This is a genomic window from Parvibaculum sp. (genome assembly GCF_049671045.1).
Taxonomy (GTDB): Bacteria; Pseudomonadota; Alphaproteobacteria; order Parvibaculales; family Parvibaculaceae; genus Parvibaculum.
This window is the reverse complement of record NZ_JBATUH010000117.1, coordinates 1-16968: the sequence shown is the minus strand read 5'-3', so window position 1 is coordinate 16968 and position 16968 is coordinate 1. Positions and strand designations below refer to the sequence as shown.

18 protein-coding genes are annotated in these 16968 nt (G+C 65.2%); 9 read left to right on the top strand and 9 right to left on the bottom strand.

Features of this window, described 5'->3' with window-relative positions:
- Positions 1-12 precede the first annotated feature (12 nt).
- Together WBG82_RS14000 and WBG82_RS13995 are read right to left on the bottom strand one after the other, a co-directional pair.
- Positions 13-882 carry a TauD/TfdA dioxygenase family protein gene (locus tag WBG82_RS14000; RefSeq protein WP_424425222.1) on the bottom strand — a complete coding sequence of 290 codons (870 nt, stop codon included), beginning with the start codon at positions 880-882 and terminating at the stop codon, positions 13-15.
- Between the two features lie 89 nt (positions 883-971).
- Entirely contained in the window at positions 972-1811 is an 840-nt protein-coding gene (locus WBG82_RS13995) for a TauD/TfdA dioxygenase family protein (protein WP_424425220.1), read from the bottom strand.
- A 94-nt stretch (positions 1812-1905) separates the two neighbouring features.
- Between WBG82_RS13995 and WBG82_RS13990 the strand changes: the two genes are divergently transcribed.
- Positions 1906-2625 carry a Crp/Fnr family transcriptional regulator gene (locus tag WBG82_RS13990; protein ID WP_424425218.1) on the top strand — a complete coding sequence of 240 codons (720 nt, stop codon included), beginning with the start codon at positions 1906-1908 and terminating at the stop codon, positions 2623-2625.
- A gap of 208 nt (positions 2626-2833) precedes the next feature.
- Here WBG82_RS13990 and WBG82_RS13985 read toward each other — a convergent pair whose 3' ends face one another.
- Positions 2834-3832 (bottom strand): NAD(P)H-dependent flavin oxidoreductase, encoded by a 999-nt coding sequence (locus WBG82_RS13985; RefSeq protein WP_424425216.1) that lies wholly within the window; start codon positions 3830-3832, stop codon positions 2834-2836.
- Between the two features lie 197 nt (positions 3833-4029).
- Between WBG82_RS13985 and WBG82_RS13980 the strand changes: the two genes are divergently transcribed.
- The 3 genes from WBG82_RS13980 to WBG82_RS13970 all read left to right on the top strand — a co-directional run bounded on the left by WBG82_RS13980 (position 4030) and on the right by WBG82_RS13970 (position 6416).
- The gene (locus WBG82_RS13980) at positions 4030-4944 is read left to right on the top strand and encodes a LysR family transcriptional regulator (RefSeq protein ID WP_424425214.1); all 915 of its coding nucleotides are present in this window, start codon (positions 4030-4032) and stop codon (positions 4942-4944) included.
- A gap of 98 nt (positions 4945-5042) precedes the next feature.
- On the top strand, positions 5043-6050 hold the full coding sequence (locus WBG82_RS13975) for an NAD(P)H-dependent flavin oxidoreductase (RefSeq protein ID WP_424425212.1): 1008 nt from the start codon (positions 5043-5045) through the stop codon (positions 6048-6050).
- 57 nt (positions 6051-6107) lie between these two features.
- Positions 6108-6416, top strand: a complete 309-nt coding sequence (locus WBG82_RS13970; protein ID WP_424425210.1) for a DUF3703 domain-containing protein — start codon at positions 6108-6110, stop codon at positions 6414-6416.
- Here the strand turns inward: WBG82_RS13970 and WBG82_RS13965 are convergent.
- Positions 6361-6522 carry a hypothetical protein gene (locus tag WBG82_RS13965; protein WP_424425209.1) on the bottom strand — a complete coding sequence of 54 codons (162 nt, stop codon included), beginning with the start codon at positions 6520-6522 and terminating at the stop codon, positions 6361-6363. The two genes, WBG82_RS13970 and WBG82_RS13965, sit on opposite strands and share 56 nt — an antisense overlap.
- On the bottom strand, positions 6522-7535 hold the full coding sequence (locus WBG82_RS13960; protein WP_424425207.1) for an SDR family NAD(P)-dependent oxidoreductase: 1014 nt from the start codon (positions 7533-7535) through the stop codon (positions 6522-6524). The genes WBG82_RS13965 and WBG82_RS13960 overlap by 1 nt, the downstream gene beginning before the upstream one ends.
- A gap of 94 nt (positions 7536-7629) precedes the next feature.
- Here WBG82_RS13960 and WBG82_RS13955 point away from each other — a divergent pair, with 94 nt between their 5' ends.
- From WBG82_RS13955 to WBG82_RS13945, 3 genes are all read left to right on the top strand, one after another.
- A complete protein-coding gene (locus tag WBG82_RS13955; RefSeq protein ID WP_424425205.1) occupies positions 7630-8526 on the top strand; it encodes a LysR family transcriptional regulator in 897 nt (298 codons plus the stop codon).
- An 82-nt stretch (positions 8527-8608) separates the two neighbouring features.
- On the top strand, positions 8609-9826 hold the full coding sequence (locus WBG82_RS13950; protein WP_424425203.1) for an acyl-CoA dehydrogenase: 1218 nt from the start codon (positions 8609-8611) through the stop codon (positions 9824-9826).
- A 136-nt stretch (positions 9827-9962) separates the two neighbouring features.
- On the top strand, positions 9963-11186 hold the full coding sequence (locus tag WBG82_RS13945; protein WP_424425202.1) for an MFS transporter: 1224 nt from the start codon (positions 9963-9965) through the stop codon (positions 11184-11186).
- Positions 11187-11215: 29 nt separating this feature from the next.
- Here WBG82_RS13945 and WBG82_RS13940 read toward each other — a convergent pair whose 3' ends face one another.
- Together WBG82_RS13940 and WBG82_RS13935 are read right to left on the bottom strand one after the other, a co-directional pair.
- Entirely contained in the window at positions 11216-11764 is a 549-nt protein-coding gene (locus tag WBG82_RS13940) for a DUF882 domain-containing protein (RefSeq protein ID WP_424425200.1), read from the bottom strand.
- 124 nt (positions 11765-11888) lie between these two features.
- Positions 11889-13436: a L,D-transpeptidase family protein gene (locus tag WBG82_RS13935; RefSeq protein ID WP_424425198.1), complete on the bottom strand. Its 1548-nt coding sequence runs from the start codon at positions 13434-13436 to the stop codon at positions 11889-11891.
- Between the two features lie 326 nt (positions 13437-13762).
- On the opposite strand from WBG82_RS13935, the gene WBG82_RS13930 reads away from it, so the two are divergent.
- Both WBG82_RS13930 and rffA read left to right on the top strand, forming a co-directional pair.
- Positions 13763-14413 carry a D-glycero-alpha-D-manno-heptose-1,7-bisphosphate 7-phosphatase gene (locus tag WBG82_RS13930; protein WP_424425196.1) on the top strand — a complete coding sequence of 217 codons (651 nt, stop codon included), beginning with the start codon at positions 13763-13765 and terminating at the stop codon, positions 14411-14413.
- 79 nt (positions 14414-14492) lie between these two features.
- The gene (gene rffA, locus WBG82_RS13925) at positions 14493-15617 is read left to right on the top strand and encodes a dTDP-4-amino-4,6-dideoxygalactose transaminase (protein ID WP_424425194.1); all 1125 of its coding nucleotides are present in this window, start codon (positions 14493-14495) and stop codon (positions 15615-15617) included.
- Positions 15618-15635: 18 nt separating this feature from the next.
- Here the strand turns inward: rffA and WBG82_RS13920 are convergent, their stop codons facing one another.
- Both WBG82_RS13920 and WBG82_RS13915 read right to left on the bottom strand, forming a co-directional pair.
- Positions 15636-16634, bottom strand: coding sequence for an FAD:protein FMN transferase (locus tag WBG82_RS13920; protein ID WP_424425192.1), 999 nt, complete (start codon positions 16632-16634; stop codon positions 15636-15638).
- Positions 16631-16968 (bottom strand): nitrous oxide reductase accessory protein NosL (locus WBG82_RS13915; RefSeq protein WP_424425190.1); only part of this gene is annotated, 338 nt, incomplete at its 5' end. The genes WBG82_RS13915 and WBG82_RS13920, both read right to left, overlap by 4 nt.

The window sequence follows — 16968 nt, the reverse complement described above, 5'->3', positions numbered from 1 at the left end:
AGGCGTGCCCGGTCAGACGGGCCGCTCGCCCGCAACCGTCGTGCGGTGCATGACGCGCAGATGTCCGTCATAGCCGCCATCGGCGTAATGCAGCGTGCAGCGATTGTCCCACATGGTGAGCATGTTCTCGCGCCATTTGTGGCGATAGACGAATTCGTCCTTCGTCATATGCGTGTAGAGATAGCCGAGAATGGCGGCGGATTCCTCCCGCGTCATGCCCGCGATGCCGAGCGTATAGACGGGACTCACATAGAGCGCCTTGCGGCCCGTCACCGGATGGGTGCGCACCAGCGGATGCGGAAAGGTCTTCTCCGCCTCCTTGCTCACGACGATCTCCATCGTGCGCTTTTCCTTTTCATGCGCGAAAATGCCATCGGTGCCATAGGGCAGCGCCGCCGAATGGATCGCAGTGAGCGTGCCGAGCACGCGCTTCATTTCGTCCGAAAGCGCGTCATAGGCGCGGTAGCAATCGGCATAGAGCGTGTCGCCGCCGACGGGCGGCACGACCTTGGAATGAAGGATGGTCGCCGCGGGCGGCGTTTCCTGAAAGCTCCAGTCCGAATGCCAGCCGGCGCCGAAATTGCGCGCCTTCTCGTCGGGCTCGCGGCGCAATTCCAGAATATGCGGACGGCCTTCCATCGGCTTGATGAAAGGATCGTAGCCGAAGGGACCGATCTGAAGCGTGAACGCCTCAAGCTCGTCATGGGAGAGCGGCTGGTCCGGAAACCACACGACGGAATGGCGTGCCCAGGCATCCTTCACCTCGGCGAGCACATTCGGAGCCAGGGGTTTCGAGAGATCGAGCCCCGTGATCGCCGCGCCAAAGCCGTTCTCGTTCGGCGTGACCGTGATCGCCGCTTTTCCAGCCGTCGCTGCCGTCATGACGTTCTCCCTCATGGCCCTTCCTTGCGGGCTTTTGCTGTTGGGCCGCAGTCTGCCATGTACGGAGGCGAAGGCAAGCCTGTGAAGGCTCAGCCGAGCGGCACGCCGCCAATGGTGATGCGGTGCAGAAGCCTCTTGCTGCCGTGATAGTCGTTCGCGGCGTAATGCCATGTCGCGCGATTGTCCCAGAAGGCGACCGAACCCTCGCGCCACTGGAAGCGGCAGGTGAATTCCGGGCGGACCGCATGGGCGTAAAGGAAATCGAGAAGCGGCCTGCTTTCGAGCGGCGTCCAGCCCTCGAAATGCGTGGTGAAGGCCGGGTTCACGTAAAGCGCCTTACGGCCGCTCAGCGGATGCGTGATGACGACGGGATGCACCGCCTGGCCGATGAGGCTCTCGCCCTTGAAGGCCGCGCCCTGATCGCTGTTCTTGTAAAAGCCGGCCGCGCCGAAGGCCATCGCATTGGAGTGCACGGCCTTGAGGCGCGAAAGCGTTTCTTTCAGGCCGTCGGACAGCGCCTCATAGGCGGCATACATGTTGGAGAAGAGCGTGTCGCCGCCCTCCTCCGGCAGTTCGCGCGCGACGAGGATCGAGCCCATGGCGGGCGAAGGATCGTAGGAATGATCCGTGTGCCACGCACCGCCGATATTCGTCTTCTGCTCCTTCTCCTTCCGCACCTCGGCGATTTCCGGATACTCGCCATTGGCCGGGAAGAACTTGTTGATGTCGATCTCGCCCCAGCGGCGCGCGAAGGCGATGTGATCCTCCGGCGTGAGATGCTGGTCGCGGAAGAAGATGACGCCGTAATCGCGATAGGCGCCGCGGATGATTTCCATATCGCTGTTGCTCGGCTTTCTGAGGTCCACCCCCAGCACCTCCGCGCCACAGCCCGCACTGAGCTTCCTTATCGTCGGCGTATGGAACGACATCTTCCCGTCTCCTCCCGAATGTAACTCTCGACCGGCTTGAGGTTAGCCCCGAAGCGGGCGAAGATTGTCACCTCGGTAACATTCTTGAATTGCCATGCCCCGGTCAGGAAACCCGCAAGACCGCATCGCCGCCTCCCTCGCCCGCAATGGCTGGTTCCGCCGCCGCCCGGCCGAGCTTCGCCACCGGCTCATCGAACATATGCAGGTCTCGAGCGTCGAGACGGGACGCTGGCTTTACGACACGGGCGATGAAGCGCACGGGCTTTACGGCGTGCTCAGCGGCTCGGTGACCACCTATGTCTGGCTCGACAATGGCGAGAATGTTCCCGTCAATATTTCGGGGCCGGGCAGCATTTTCGGCTATGCCGCGCAGGTTCTGGGCGGGCGGCGCGTGACGACAGCGGTGGCGCGGGAACGCTCGGAAATCCTCTTCATCCCGCAGCAGGCGCTAGCCGCCATCGCCCGCGAGCAGCCCTCGCTCTGGCTTCATTTCGCGGAGCTTGCCACGGAGCAGCTCACAGCGGCCGTGAGGATCAACGCGGAGCGCGCACGCCTCTCGCCCCATGCGCGGCTCGCCTCAAGACTTCATGCCTATGCGACTGTATGGGACAATGGGAGCGACATGGCGGTGTTGCCGCTGCGGCAGGATGAGCTTGCCGAACTCACCGGGCTCTCGCGCAAGACCGTCAACGGCATCCTGCGCGATTTCGAGAAGCACGGCATTGTCGCGCTTGGCTACAGGGAGATCACCGTTCGCGATGCGGATGGCCTCGCCCGCGTGGTGAAGACGGATGCCGGATCGGGTCCGGCATGACAGACGGTGTGTCGGGAGCAAGGCATTCCCCATTCACATGCGTCACCCCGCGCTCGACGCGGGGTCCATCTTTTTTGGCGCTCAATGGAAGAAAGATGGATCCCGGGACGAGCCCGGGATGACAGGCAGAGGTGGGGGCAAGACACGTCCCCCCATTCCCTCGCCGTCACCCCGGACCTGATCCCGGGTCCGAACTCGGCGTTCGTGCTTACTCGGCCGCGCGGGCGACGGAGATGCCGGCCATGCGGTTGAGCCTCGAGGCGATGATCTGCTCCGCCTCGGCGACGATGCGCGTGACGAGGTCCTTCACGGTCGGAATGTCATGGATGAGGCCCTGCACCATGCCCGCCGACCAGATGCCGTATTCGGGATCACCCTGCTCATAGACGACGCGGCCGCGCGCCCCGGCGACGAGGTGCGCGACGTCCTCGATCTTGGCGCCGCCCTTCTTCTCGATGGCGACGACTTCCTGGCTGACCACGTTCTTCGCGACGCGCGCCGTATTGTGCAGCGTACGGAAGATGAGGTCGGTCGAGCGTTCGTCATTGGCCACGATCTGCTCCTTCACCTTCTGGTGAATGGGGCTCTCGACCGTGCACATGAAGCGCGTGCCCATATTGATGCCTTCGGCACCGAGCGCCAGCGCCGCCACCAGGCCGCGCGCATCGCCGAAGCCGCCAGACGCGATCATCGGGATCTTCACCTTGTCGGCGGCAGCCGGAATGAGGATGAGGCCCGGAATGTCGTCCTCGCCGGGATGCCCCGCGCACTCGAAACCGTCGATCGAGATCGCGTCGACGCCCATGCGCTCGGCCGAAAGCGCATGACGGACCGCCGTGCACTTGTGAATGACCTTGATGCCGTGCTTCTTGAAATCGTCGACATGCTCCTGCGGCTTGTAGCCCGCCGTCTCGACGATCTTGACGCCCGACTCGATGATCGCGGCGCGATATTCGGCATAGGGCGGCGGCTTCAGCGCCGGAAGGATCGTCAGGTTCACGCCGAACGTCTTGTCGGTCATCTCGCGGCAGCGCTTGATTTCCTTCGCCAGATCCTCGGGCGTCGGCTGCGTCAGCGCGGTGATGAAGCCGAGCGCGCCTGCATTGGCGACGGCGGCCACGAGTTCGGCACGGCCGACCCACTGCATGCCGCCCTGCACGATCGGATGTTCAACGCCGAACAGTTCCGTAAATCTTGTCTTGAGCACGTTGTTTCTCCCTCAGATGGCCCGATGGCCCAATGATTTAGATGGCTCTCTTTCTAGCAGAATGACAGATCGAACGGCACCCTGCTTTCGCGGGCGCGCCCTCCCGCTCCCATTCCCCAGCGTCAGTGCGGGATTGCTTGAAATCCCCGGCGGACGGGTTCATCTTTCCTCGCAAACAGACAACGGGATGTTCAGCGATGAACAAAGACGGTGCCCTCGCGGGCGGCTGGGACGCCTATCGCATCTTCCTCGCAGTCGCAGAGACGCAGAGCCTTTCCGGCGCCGGCCGCAAGCTTAGGCTCAGCCATGCGACGGTGGGGCGCCACATCGCCGCGCTCGAAAAGGAGCTTGGCACCAAGCTCTTCGTGCGCGAGCCGGCGGGCTATGCGCTGACGGCGGCGGGCGAGCGGCTGCGCACCGAGGTCGAGCCCATGGCGATGGCCGCAGAACGCGCCGTCCGCGCCGCCACGGCGGATGACGGCGAGCCGCGCGGCACGGTTCGCATCTCCACCGCCCCCGGCATTGCGGGGCATTGGCTGGTGCCGCATCTGCCCGCCTTCCGCGCGCAATATCCCGGCATCGAACTCGAATTCGTGACCGAGTCCTGGCCCGCGAGCGTGCGCCGCCGCGAGGCCGATATCGTCATCAGGCTTTATGGGCCGGGCGAGGAAAATCTCGTCGGCCGCAAGATCGGGCGGCTCGGCGTCGCCTTCTACGCCTCGAAGGATTATGCCGAAAAGCACGGCCTGCCCGCGCGGCGCGAGGAATGGGCCGATCATGTCATCCTCGGCTTTGCGGGATCGGCCGCGAACCAGGAGCTGGCGCGCTGGAGCCAGCATGTAACGCGCAGCGCGCCGACGCATCTGCGCTTTTCCTCGCAGCTCGACACGGCCTATGCGGCGCTGGCGGGCGTTGGCATTTCAGCGCTCACCTGCCTCACCGGCGACAGCTTTCCGCAGCTTGTCCGCATCTCGCCGGAGAAGCTCTACAGCGCAACGGACATATGGCTGCTCACGCATCCCGATCTCAAGGACACGCCGCCCGTGCGGGCAGCGGTCGATTTCATTGCCGCGAGAGCCAAGGCCGACCGGGCGCTTCTCGCCGGTCGATGATCATATGTGAACAGGCGCCTCGACATTTCTTGTGCGGACAGGCCAGGCGGCCCTGCCTAGTCTCTTGTCATCATTTTTACCAGGGATGAGGACTTCCCATGTCGCTGCCATCGCTTCTCAAGAACCGGCTGGAGCTTCCGGTGATCGGCTCGCCGCTCTTCATCGTCTCCGGTCCCGAACTCGTCATCGCCCAGTGCAAGGCGGGCATCGTCGGCTCGTTCCCCGCGCTCAACGCGCGCCCCGCGCATGTGCTCGAAGAATGGATCAGGCGGATCAAGGGCGAACTCGGCGAGTATCAGGCGAAGCACCCGGAGAAGAAGGTCGCGCCCTTCGCCGTCAACCAGATCTGCCACGCCTCCAATGACCGCCTCGCGCATGACGTCGAGGTCTGCACCAAGCTCGAAGTGCCGATCATCATCACCTCGCTCCGCCCGCCTGCGGAAGTCGTCGAGGCGGCGCATTCCTATGGCGGCCTCGTCTTCCACGACGTCATCAACGTGAAGCATGCGCGCAAGGCGGCCGAACAGGGCGTCGACGGGCTCATCCTCGTTTGCGCCGGCGCGGGCGGTCACGCGGGCACGCTGTCGCCCTTCGCGCTGGTGCGCGAGGTGAAGCAGTGGTTCAACGGAACGGTGCTGGTCTCTGGCTCGATCTCGGATGGATGGGGCATCGCCTCCGCCCTCGCGCTCGGCGCCGACCTCGCCTATATGGGCACGCGCTTCATCGCCACGCAGGAAGCCAATGCCGACGCCACCTACAAGGAGGCGCTGATCGCGCATACGGCCGAGGACATCGTCTATTCCAACCTCTTCACGGGCGTCCATGGCAACTATCTCGCGCCGTCGATCGCAGCGGCCGGCCTCGACCCGCACAACCTTCCTGCCGCAGACAAGTCGAAGATGAATTTCGGCTCGGGCGGCAACATGAAGTCGAAGGCCTGGAAGGATATCTGGGGCTCGGGCCAGGGTATCGGCCAGATCTCGGACGCACCGCCCGTGGGCGAACTCGTGGCGCGGATGAAGAGCGAATATGTGCAGGCGTGCCGCGAGTTCGCCGAGCGCATGCCGCGCGAGGCGCTTGCGGGGCTCAAGACCGCGGCGGAATGATCCCCGCACACAAGACCAAATGCGAAAGCGGCGGGAGCGATCCCGCCGCTCTTTCATATGCGCATACGCGCTTGCCGGCACATGCGCTTGCCAGGCCCACTCGCCCCGCCCATCAATAGAGCCATGACAGGCGCTCCGACCGTTTCCGCCCTTCGCATCTCGCGCGAAGTGCTGGGCCAGATCGTCCGGATGATCGGCTCGGCCGGATCGCTTGTCGGCGCCGTGCCCATCGGCAATACCGGACGGGCGAATGTCAGCGCCATCAAGCCGATGCCGATCCCGTCGGATCTCGCCCTCTATTTCGAGCGCGTCAGGCGAGATGGTGCCGCGCCGTCTCCTGCGGAAAATCGAGCGCATGGATCGTGAGCGCGGCGCTGGCCGTGAACATCGCGACATAGGTGACGATGACGGACATGACGAGCGCGACCATGATGCGCTCGGCGCGATGGCGGATGGAAAACGGCATTTTCATCAGAGCCTCCCTTGAAGGCGCGGGGCGGAAAGGCCCGCGGCGCGCGGCTGGACATCGAGACAACCAAGACCTTTGAGCGTGACGCGCAGCGCCTGTTCGGCGGGCGTGTGGGGCTCCTCGCCGAGAAAGGCGACGAGTTTTCCATTGTCGAGCCGGAGGGGGCGCTTCCAGAGATAGCGCATCTCCAGCATCTCGCGGAATGTCTCGACGAAGGGCGAGGCGAGCCAGACCGCAAGCCACGGAAAGCGGCGGATCGGCGCATCGGGGACGCCCGCCGCGCGGCGCGCCGCCTCGGCGATCTCGACGCCCCGCTCGAACCAGTGGCCGCCGAAATGGAAGACCTCGAAGCCGCCGAGATCCTTTTCGCGCTCGACGAGGCGCACGATCGTTTCGGCGAGATCGGGAAGAAACGCCCAGTTGTGTCCCACCTCGCGCCGCCCCGGATAGGTGATCGAGCGGAACGGCTTTCCCGCCTTCACGAGCCCCTGCCCGAACCAGTTGTTGCCGCCACGCGGCCCGAAGAAATCACCGGCACGAACGATCAGTACACGGAGCCCATGGGCGGAGGCTTCCCTGAGCCGCGTCTCCATCGCCACGCGGATCGCGCCCTTGCGGGTTCTCGGGCGCTGCGGCGCGCGCTCGTCGATGCGAGGGAAAGTCTCGGGACCGAAATTGTAGACCGTGCCGGGAAAGACGATCCGTGCATTCGCCTCCATCGCCGCGGCGATGGAGCTTTCGAGCATGGGGAGCGCCGTTCCCTTCCAGTTGCGATAGCCGGGCGGGTTGGCGCCATGGACGAGAAGGTTCACCCCCCGTGCGGCGGCGACCACATCGGCCACGTTCATCGCATCGCCCTTCACCCATTCGACCGGGCCGAGCCAGGCGAAATCGCGGGCGGCTTTCTGGGGATTGCGGTTGAGGGCGCGGATGCGCCAGCCCCGCGCGGCAAGGGCAAGCGCCGTTTCGCTGCCTATGCCGCCCGTGGCGCCGATGATGAGAGCTGTTCGGGTCATGTCCGATCTCCGGTTGAATTCGACAACCGGACGATCTCTCATTCATATTTGAATATGAATTGCCTTTTATCGACGAGCGGATATACGTTTTCGTATGACAAAATCACAGCCCGGCTGGGAGCTTTACCGCACCTTTCTCGCCGTCATGCGGGAGGGGAGCCTTTCCGGGGCGGCCCGCGCCCTCAACCTCACCCAGCCCACAGTCGGGCGCCATGTGGACGCGCTGGAAGAGGCGTTGGGCCTTGCGCTCTTCACCCGCTCGCAGACGGGCCTCAACGCCACGGAGGGCGCGCTTGCCCTCGTGCCCCATGCCGAGGCGATGGCCAGCGCGGCCGAGGCGCTCCAGCGCGCGGCATCGGGCGAAGCGGAGGAAGATCGCGGCACCATCCGCGTCACGGCGAGTGAAATCGTCGGCACGGAGGTGCTGCCGCCCATCCTTGCCGCCTTCCGCGAGGCGCATCCGCGCATCGCCATTGAACTCCTGCTCTCGAACCGCGCGGAAGACCTGCTGCGGCGCGAGGCCGACATTGCGATCCGCATGGTGCGGCCGACACAGAGCGCGCTCGTCGCGCGCAAGATCGGCACCATTCATCTCGGTCTTCATGCGCATCCGCGCTATGTGGAGGCGCATGGCAAGCCAGCGACGCTGGAGGAAATCGAGGCCCATCCGATTATCGGTTTCGACCGCGAACCCTCGATGCGCCGCCTCGACGGGCTCGGCTTCACGCCCTCGCGCGAACTCTTCGCCTTTCGCTGCGACAGCGACGTGGCGCAATATGCAGCGCTCCGCGCGGGCTTCGGGCTCGGCATCTGCCAGAACGCGCTCGCCCGGCGCGACGGGCTTCTTCCCGTCCTTCCCGGGACCATCGGCTTCAAGCTCGAGGTCTGGGTCGTGATGCATGAGGACCTGAAGACGAGCCGGCGCGCCCGGCTCATGTTCGACCACCTGGCGGAACATCTGGCTGCCCACATCGCCTCGGAAGGACACTGATCTTGCGCATACTGAGTGTCGCCAGGCCAAATGCCTTCTGCTATATGAGCCCAAACCCTAGGATTACGCGAGGTCAAGTTGCATGTCTGAATCGAGTACCAAGCCCGCCGCTGGCGCCAATCCCCCGCTCCCTCCCTTCAACTGGCAGGACCCCCTGCTGATCGAGGAACAGCTCACCGAGGAAGAGCGGATGGTGCGCGACGCCGCCCGCGCCTTTGCCGAGGAGCGGCTCTTCACGCGCGTGAAGGAGGCCAACCGGCACGAGATCTTCCATCGCGAGATCATGAACGAGATGGGCGCGCAGGGTCTGCTCGGCTCCACCCTGCCGGAGAAGTATGGCTGCGCGGGTCTCTCCTATGTCTGCTACGGCCTCGCCGCGCGCGAGATCGAGCGCGTCGACAGCGGCTATCGCTCGGCGATGAGCGTGCAGTCCTCGCTGGTGATGCACCCCATCAATGCCTATGGCACCGAGGCGCAGCGCGAGAAATATCTGCCGAAACTCGCAAGCGGCGAATGGGTCGGCTGCTTCGGCCTGACGGAGCCCGATCATGGCAGCGATCCGGGGTCGATGAAGACGCGCGCGAAGAAGGTCGATGGCGGCTACATCCTCAACGGCGCCAAGATGTGGATCACCAATGCGCCCATCGCCGATCTCGCCGTCGTCTGGGCGAAGACGGATGATGACGTCATTCGCGGCTTCGTCGTCGAGCGCAGCTTCAAGGGCTTCTCGACACCCAAGATCGAGGGCAAGTTCTCGCTGCGCGCCTCGGTGACGGGCGAAATCTCGTTGCAGGACGTCTTCGTGCCGGACGAGAACCTGCTGCCGAATGTGCGCGGCCTCGCCGGCCCCTTCGGCTGCCTCAACCGCGCGCGCTACGGCATCGCCTGGGGCGCGCTCGGCGCCGCCGAGTTCTGCTGGCACGCCGCCCGCCAGTACACGCTCGACCGCAAGCAGTTCGGCCGTCCGCTGGCGGCGAACCAGCTCATCCAGAAGAAGCTCGCCGACATGCAGACCGAAATCACGCTCGGGCTTCAGGGCTGCCTCCAGCTCGGCCGCCTCTTCGATGCCGGCAAGGCCGCGCCTGCCGCCATTTCGCTGATGAAGCGCAATAATTGCGGCAAGGCTCTTGATATCGCCCGCACGGCGCGCGACATGCATGGCGGCAATGGCGTCTCCGACGAGTATCACGTCATTCGCCACGTCATGAACCTTGAGGCCGTCAACACCTATGAAGGGACGCACGACGTGCACGCCCTGATCCTCGGCCGCGAGATCACAGGCATTCAGGCCTTCTCCTGAGGCGCGGTGCCGCAACGGAAAGATGTCGTTGCGGCAGGATGCGCTCCGGATTTTTCGAGACAGGGCATGAGTTGATCTGGAAAATCGCTCCTTTCCGGCTCATGCTCCGGGAGCCTTGCGCTCCAGGGAGAGCATCTTGACCGAGACGACATCCTCCGCTTCCGCCCCTTCGGCAACGAACACCACATTCACCGTGCTCGCGGCCATCAGCTTCTGCCATCTGCTCAATGACATGATGCAGTCGCTGCTGCCCGCGATTTACCCGATGCTGAAGGAAAATTACGGTCTCGATTTCGGGCAGGTGGGTCTGATCACGCTCACCTATCAGCTCACCGCCTCGCTCCTCCAGCCGCTTGTCGGCTACTACACCGACAGGCGCTCGAGCCCGTGGTCGCTCGCCATCGGCATGGGCTTCACGCTGGTGGGGCTGCTGCTGCTGTCATCGGCGGCGCATTTCCTGCTGCTGCTGCTCGCCGCCGCGCTCATCGGCACAGGCTCGTCCGTCTTCCACCCGGAATCCTCGCGCGTCGCGCGCATGGCATCGGGCGGGCGGCACGGGCTTGCGCAATCGCTCTTTCAGGTCGGGGGCAATGCGGGCTCGGCCATCGGCCCGCTCGTCGCCGCCTTCATCGTCATCCAGAGGGGCCAGGGCAGCGTCGCCTGGTTCTCCATCGCGGCGATGATCGGCATCGTGCTGCTGTGGCATGTCGGCGTCTGGTACAAGCGCAACGCGATGCCGCCCGTGACGGGGGCCGCAAGGCCCGGCGCCATCCGCACGACCACCGTTTCGCCCGAACGCGCGCGCATGGCCATCGCCATTCTGCTGGTGCTGATCTTCTCCAAATATTTCTATCTCGCCAGCATCACGAGCTATTACACCTTCTACCTCATCGACAAATTCCATGTGTCGATCGAGAGCGCGCAGGTGCACCTCTTCATATTCCTTGGCGCGGTAGCAGCCGGCACGATCATCGGTGGTCCGCTCGGCGACCGCTTCGGGCGCAAATATGTGATCTGGGCCTCGATCCTCGGCGTGCTTCCCTTCACGCTCATCCTGCCGCATGTCGGCCTTTTCTGGACGAGCCTTCTCAGCATCCCGATCGGCCTCATTCTCGCCTCGGCCTTCCCCGCGATCATCGTCTATGCGCAGGAGCTGATGCCGGGCCGCGTCGGAACGGTCGCGGGCCTTTTCTTCGGCTTTGCATTCGGAATGGGCGGCATCGGCGCCGCGGTGCTGGGCGAGCTTGCCGATTTCACGAGCATCGAGTTCGTGTATCAGGTCTGCGCCTTCCTGCCGCTGCTCGGCCTGTTCACAGGCTTCCTGCCGAATATCGAGCGCGCACCCACGCCTGCCCGCTGAGAGGCGGGCGACGCAACTACAGTCGGGGCTCACGCCTCGTGCTTCGGCCCCCATTGGCGCACGCGCCCGACATCGACATGCACGAAATCCGATGCCGGATAATAGCCGACGCCGCCGCGTCGGAGCGCCAGCGCCGCCTTGTGCACGCGGGCGAGATCGCGCCCCGGCACGCGAATGTCGATTGCTTCGCCGACCATGTGAAGGCTGCGCTTGGCGACGCCGTGGCTCGCCCGGGCGAGAACGCTGTTCGTCTTCGGTGAGCGATAACCGGAAATGACGTGATAGGGCTCGTGCGTGTCGAGCTTGTGGCGCAGCTCCGACAGGAGATCGAGCAGCCGCACGTCGATGTGATGTTCGTCGTCCGAGCGGTGATCGCGAAGAAGCTTCTTCACGTCGCGCAACGCATCGGGAATGTAGACGCCATCGGCCCAATAGGTCGTGGAAAGGCTCTCGCCCGTATGCGTGTTGTAGAATTTGAGCATGCGCGGCCTCGCCACCGATGCGATCGAAGGCCGCGGCAGAATGACGGAAGCTGCCGCAGTCGCACCGAGAGCCAATACGCCTCTGCGTGTGATCACCGACCTCACATCCACCTCTTGAGTTCGACGTGAAGCCCACCCGCCCGCTCCCCGTATAGGGTTTCGGGCCCGATGCGTCAAACGCAATGACGTGATTGCCGTTATGGAAAACGCGCGTCGCGCCTCACGCGCCGCATGCCTTCGCGGCGGCTGCGCTCGCTCCCGCTTGCGCAAAACGGTGCTGCCTCAGCGCATCGAGCAGCCTCTCATCGCGGCCATATATGTCATCGCGAAACTCGACCGTTCCGCCCTGATCGACGAAGCTCGTCCAGTAGACGATGACGATCGGAACTTCATCCGTGAGCGGAATACGCTGCGTCTTTCCATCCGCGATCATGCCTTCGATGCGTTCGCGCGGCCATCCCGTGTCGTTGCCCAGCAGATGCTCGGCAAGGGCGAGCGGCTTTTCGAGGCGGACACAGCCATGGCTTCGCGCGCGATCGTCACGCGCGAAGAGACGTCGCGCGGGCGTGTCGTGCAGATAGACATCGAAGGAGCTCGATAGCTCGAACTTTATGCGGCCGAGCGAGTTTCTTTCGCCAGGCGCCTGCACGATCTGATTGTCGCGCCAGTACATGTCGTTCTTTTCGAGATAGTCGGGTTCGCGCGTCAGCGCCGGCAGGATTTCCTTGCGCATGATCGACGAGGGGACGACCCAGGGCGGATTGACGACGATGGAATTTATGACGCTGCGCAGGATCGGCGTCGGCGTTTTCTTCTTGCCGACCACGGCGCGCATTTCGAGCACGGGAGCGCCCCCGACGATGAGCTTCGCGGTCGCGGCGGCTGCGTTGACCTCGACGCGCGTCGGCGGGATCGCGCCAGACAGCATGCGCCAGCGCTCGAGATTGACCGCAATCTGCCCGGCGCGGGCGGACGCCGCGACATTGAGCGCTTCGAGCGTCTTCCGCCCGAGAACACCATCGGCGCTCAGGCCGTGGCGGGCCTGAAAGCGCTTGAGCGCCGCGACGAGCGCTGCATCGAGACGTTTGCCCGAGGCGGAAGCCTCCGCCGCGCCGAAATCGCCCTCGGCCGCGAGCCTCTGCCGCAGGGCAGGCACGAGCGGGCTCGCCTCCCCCGGCTTCACCGCCTTTGCGGGCGCGGCGAGCATCGCCCATCCGCCCTTTGCCGCCATGTCGACATAACGCGCATAGGCGGCGACGAGGCGTGCATATTCCGGTTGGGATGGCGGCAGCGAAGCAAGCCAGTGAGCGAGCGAATGTGTGGCGAAGGCATCGCGCAGCCCCGCGACGGGATCGGTGAGGGGCCGGGGAAAGTCGATATCGCTCTCGATGCTTTCAAGCTCAAGGCGGCCGTTCCGCATGTCGCGCGCATATCGGATGGCGGCATCCGTCAGCAGGAGATCGCGGGCGCGCGCATCCCTGACGGCATCTCCGCCCTTCAGTTCGGCAAGATGAAAATCGCGCGGCTCGAGCCCTTGGCTCCCGGCGGCACTCAGGGCCTCGATGAGCGTGGCTGCATCCGCCGCCGACCAGACGCAGGCGCCGCCCGATCCTCCATAGAAACGGCGAAGCGAATTGAAATCGAGCGTCGCGCTTGCTGAGCCGGGCAGCGCCGCGATCGCCGACAGCGGGTCGGAGCAGGCTGCGGCTTGCGCGGAAGGCGCGCCCGCGACGCAGGCAAGCGCAACCGCCAGAGTGCCGGCGAACATTCGGAAATGACGCCAGGCGGCGAAGGAGTGCCCCTTAGAACGGGGCTTCGGATTGGAACGCAACACCTGAACGAAACCCTGCTTTCAATATCGAGCCGCCCGGTTGTGCGATGCCCGATTGCGCCGTAGATGACAGGATACACCGAAACGGGTCGGCCTTGTGGGCCGATCGGCCGGGACCAGGCGTCGCATCGAAGTCTTGCGACGGAATTCGCCGTCCAGCCTTCGCTTTCGAGGCTGACGGCGAGCGGGACTTCGATCATCATCGCCCTGCCCCGCCGGCACGGCCGGATTGCCGCGCGACACGAAAGAACGAGAGACCGGGAATGACGATGCCCCTGCCCGACGGGATCTGGATTTCAAACGAGACCCCGGAGCGGCGCGAGGGCGCGGCCGCGCTCTTCCTCGATCGCGATGGCGTCATCGTGCGGGAGGTCGATTATCTCTCCCGCCCCGAGGATGTCGTTCTCGAGCGCGGCGCGGCGAAGCTCATAGGCTGGGCGCATTCGCAGGGGCTCGCCGTCGCCGCTGTCACCAATCAGGCGGGCATCGCGCGGGGGCGTTTCGGCTGGCCGGACTTCGAGGCGGTGGAGGCGGAGATCGCGCGGCAGCTCCGCGCCGCAGGCGTCGCGCTCGATCTCATCGTCGCCTGCGCCTATCACCCCGACCACACGGATGGCTATGGCGACAACCATGCGCGCTGGCGCAAGCCCGGCCCGGCCATGATCGAGCTTGCCGCCGAAAGGCTCGGCATCGACCGCAGCCGGAGCTTCATGATCGGCGACAAGGCGAGCGACATGGAAGCGGCGAGAAATGCGGGCCTTGCGGGCGCCATCCATGTGCTGACCGGCCATGGGCGCGAGGAGCGCGAGGCCGCGATGATGCTGGCGCGGCCGGGCTTCGAGGTCATCGCCGCCGCCGATCCCGAGGAAGCGCTGGCGCTTCTCAGCGCCCGGCGCTTCGGGGCCGCCCGATAGGCATCCCCGCCCCTTGCGCGCAAGGCAGGGGGCCTGTTCAATGGCCGCACGATTCCACCGCTGCCCCGGACATCAACCCATGAGCGTTCCCTATTACGAGCCCACTCTCGCCGGCCGCGAGAGAGAATATCTGGACGAGGTCCTGTCAGCGAAGCAGCTTGCGGGGGACGGGAAATTCACCAAGGCCTGTCACGCATGGCTTGAGGAGAAGACGGGCGCGGTGCGCGCGCTCCTTACCCATTCGGGCACGGGCGCGCTCGACATGATCGGCCTGCTGCTCGAAATCGAGCCGGGCGACGAAGTCATCATGCCCTCCTACACTTTCGTCAGCACCGCCAACGCGATCGCGCTGCGAGGCGGCGTCCCCGTCTTCGTCGACATTCGCGCCGACACGCTCAACATCGACGAAAACCTGATCGAGCAGGCCATCACACCGAGAACGCGCGCCATCATGCCGGTGCATTACGCGGGCGTCGGCTGCGAGATGGACGCGATCATGACGCTTGCGGCGAAGCACGGGCTCGCCGTCGCCGAAGATGCGGCGCAGGGTTTCGGCGCCTTCTATCGCGGCAAGGCGCTCGGCACTTTCGGCGCGCTCTCCGCGCTGAGCTTCCATGCCAGCAAGAATGTCGTGGCGGGCGAAGGCGGCGCGCTGCTCGTCAACGATCCCGCGTACCGGCTTCGCGCGGAAATCGTCCGCGAAAAGGGCACGAACCGCAGCCAGTTCTTTCGTGGCGAGGTGGACAAATACACCTGGGTCGATCTCGGCTCCTCCTTCCTGCCAAGCGAGATCACGGCGGCGCTGCTGCTCGCCCAGCTCGAACAGGCCGAGGCGATCAACCAGCGCCGCGTCGCGCTGTGGGGCCGCTATCACGAGGCGCTTCGCCCGCTCGAAGCCCGCGGCCTCGCGCGCCGCGCGGAGATACCGCAGCATTGCGCGCATAACGGCCATATCTATTGGCTCGTTTTTGAAAGCGGCGAACTCCGCGCAAGGGCGCGCGATCTTCTCGTCGCTCAGGGCATCATGGCCTCGGCGCATTACGCGCCGCTGCACAGCTCGCCTGCGGGCCAGCGCCTCGGCCGCGCGGCAAGCGCCATGAAGGTTGCCGATCATGTCGGCGAGGGACTGCTGCGCATGCCGCTCTATGCACATATGCCGGACGATGTGATCGAGCGCACTGCCGCCGCGCTCGCCGCGCTCTGAGGGCCGGCGCCTGCCGCGTCAGGCGGTCTGCACGACCCGCTTTCCATCCGGGAGCACGAAGCGCGCCTCGATGCCGAGACGCCGGACGATCGCTTGCGTGTCATCGAGCGGCATCAGCGAAAAGGCGGTCGAGAGCGCATCCGCCGTCGTGGCGCTCGGCGCCAACACCGAAACGCCGAGATAGCGCCTCGCCGTCAGCCCCGTCCGCGGATCGAAGATGTGGTTGCTGCGCCCCGCCGGATCGAAGGCCGTGCCATAGCCGCCCGAGGTCGCAATGGCGAGACTGGCGAGTTCGACCGTTTCGGCGATGTGCTCCGGCTTTCGCGGGTCCTCGATGCCGACGCGCCACGGCTCGCCGGAAGGGCTCTCGCCCAGCGCGCGGATTTCACCCATGTCGACAAGCGCGCGCTCTATCCCCGAGGCGAGCAGAAGCTCCGTCACGCGGTCCGTTATGTAGCCTTGCGCGATGCCGTTGAAGGTGAGCCCCATGCCGGGACGCATGAATTCCACTCGCGACGCATCGAAGGCGATGGCGTCATGGCCGACCGATGCGATGGCGCGCGCGCGTTCTTGCGCCGATGGCCCGTTCAGATCCGCGCCGGGTGTCGAGAAATGATCTGCATAGAGGCGCCAGAGCGGCTGCACCGTGATGTCGAAAGCGCCGCCCGTCATGCGCGCATAGTTTTCGCTTTCGCTCAGAAGCCGCAGAAAATCGGCGGGCGGTTCATCTATGCGGCCCTGCCGGTTGAGAAGCGAGATCGCGGTGTCGGGCGCATAGAGACTGAAGATCCGTTCCAGACGCCGCACCTCGCCGATGGAGCGCTCGATGAGACGATCCGCCACCGCCGGGTCGGGATGGTTGATGCGGAGCGTCGCATCGGCGCCGAGCGCCACGCCGCGCCAGCTTCTGAGGTTCGCCTGCCCGGCCTGCGCCGCTGCGCCCGGCACGCGCGGCAGGAGAGCAAATCCGGCGGCCGCAGCCGTGATGGTGATGAATCGCCTGCGCGTCACGCTCATCTCCGATCCTCCTTGTCCGTGGCGTCAGCGGATGCGGGCTCCGCGCCGGGGAAGATGTAATCGTCAGGCATGTCACTGAAGCCGAACACCCTGCCGCCTGCCTTGGCCGCAAACTCATCCGCCTGCTGACGTTCTCCGAAGGGAATGGCCTCATCCGCCTCCATGCCGCCGCGCCTGCTGCTGCCGATGACGTACCAGGCCTTGCGTGCGTCGATCCATGTTCCGGGCTCGGGCTGGTTCCAGTTCTTCGCCTTGCCCATGTCGTTGACATAGATCGCGGTGACGTTCTTCGGCTCCTCCGCCAGACGCATGAAGGCGAAAAGCTGCCGCACGG

Bases quoted from the DNA above. Each gene is read 5' to 3' on its own strand.
- WBG82_RS13950 (WP_424425203.1), top strand. From the start codon at position 8,609: ATGTCTGAATCGAGTACCAAGCCCGCCGCTGGCGCCAATCCCCCGCTC.
- WBG82_RS13955 (WP_424425205.1), top strand. From the start codon at position 7,630: ATGACAAAATCACAGCCCGGCTGGGAGCTTTACCGCACCTTTCTCGCC.
- WBG82_RS13965 (WP_424425209.1), bottom strand. From the start codon at position 6,522: ATGAAAATGCCGTTTTCCATCCGCCATCGCGCCGAGCGCATCATGGTC.
- WBG82_RS13980 (WP_424425214.1), top strand. From the start codon at position 4,030: ATGAACAAAGACGGTGCCCTCGCGGGCGGCTGGGACGCCTATCGCATC.
- WBG82_RS13935 (WP_424425198.1), bottom strand. From the start codon at position 13,436: ATGTTCGCCGGCACTCTGGCGGTTGCGCTTGCCTGCGTCGCGGGCGCG.
- WBG82_RS13995 (WP_424425220.1), bottom strand. From the start codon at position 1,811: ATGTCGTTCCATACGCCGACGATAAGGAAGCTCAGTGCGGGCTGTGGC.
- WBG82_RS13920 (WP_424425192.1), bottom strand. From the start codon at position 16,634: ATGAGCGTGACGCGCAGGCGATTCATCACCATCACGGCTGCGGCCGCC.
- WBG82_RS13975 (WP_424425212.1), top strand. From the start codon at position 5,043: ATGTCGCTGCCATCGCTTCTCAAGAACCGGCTGGAGCTTCCGGTGATC.
- WBG82_RS13930 (WP_424425196.1), top strand. From the start codon at position 13,763: ATGACGATGCCCCTGCCCGACGGGATCTGGATTTCAAACGAGACCCCG.
- WBG82_RS14000 (WP_424425222.1), bottom strand. From the start codon at position 882: ATGACGGCAGCGACGGCTGGAAAAGCGGCGATCACGGTCACGCCGAAC.
- rffA (WP_424425194.1), top strand. From the start codon at position 14,493: ATGAGCGTTCCCTATTACGAGCCCACTCTCGCCGGCCGCGAGAGAGAA.
- WBG82_RS13990 (WP_424425218.1), top strand. From the start codon at position 1,906: ATGCCCCGGTCAGGAAACCCGCAAGACCGCATCGCCGCCTCCCTCGCC.
- WBG82_RS13960 (WP_424425207.1), bottom strand. From the start codon at position 7,535: ATGACCCGAACAGCTCTCATCATCGGCGCCACGGGCGGCATAGGCAGC.
- WBG82_RS13970 (WP_424425210.1), top strand. From the start codon at position 6,108: ATGCGCATACGCGCTTGCCGGCACATGCGCTTGCCAGGCCCACTCGCC.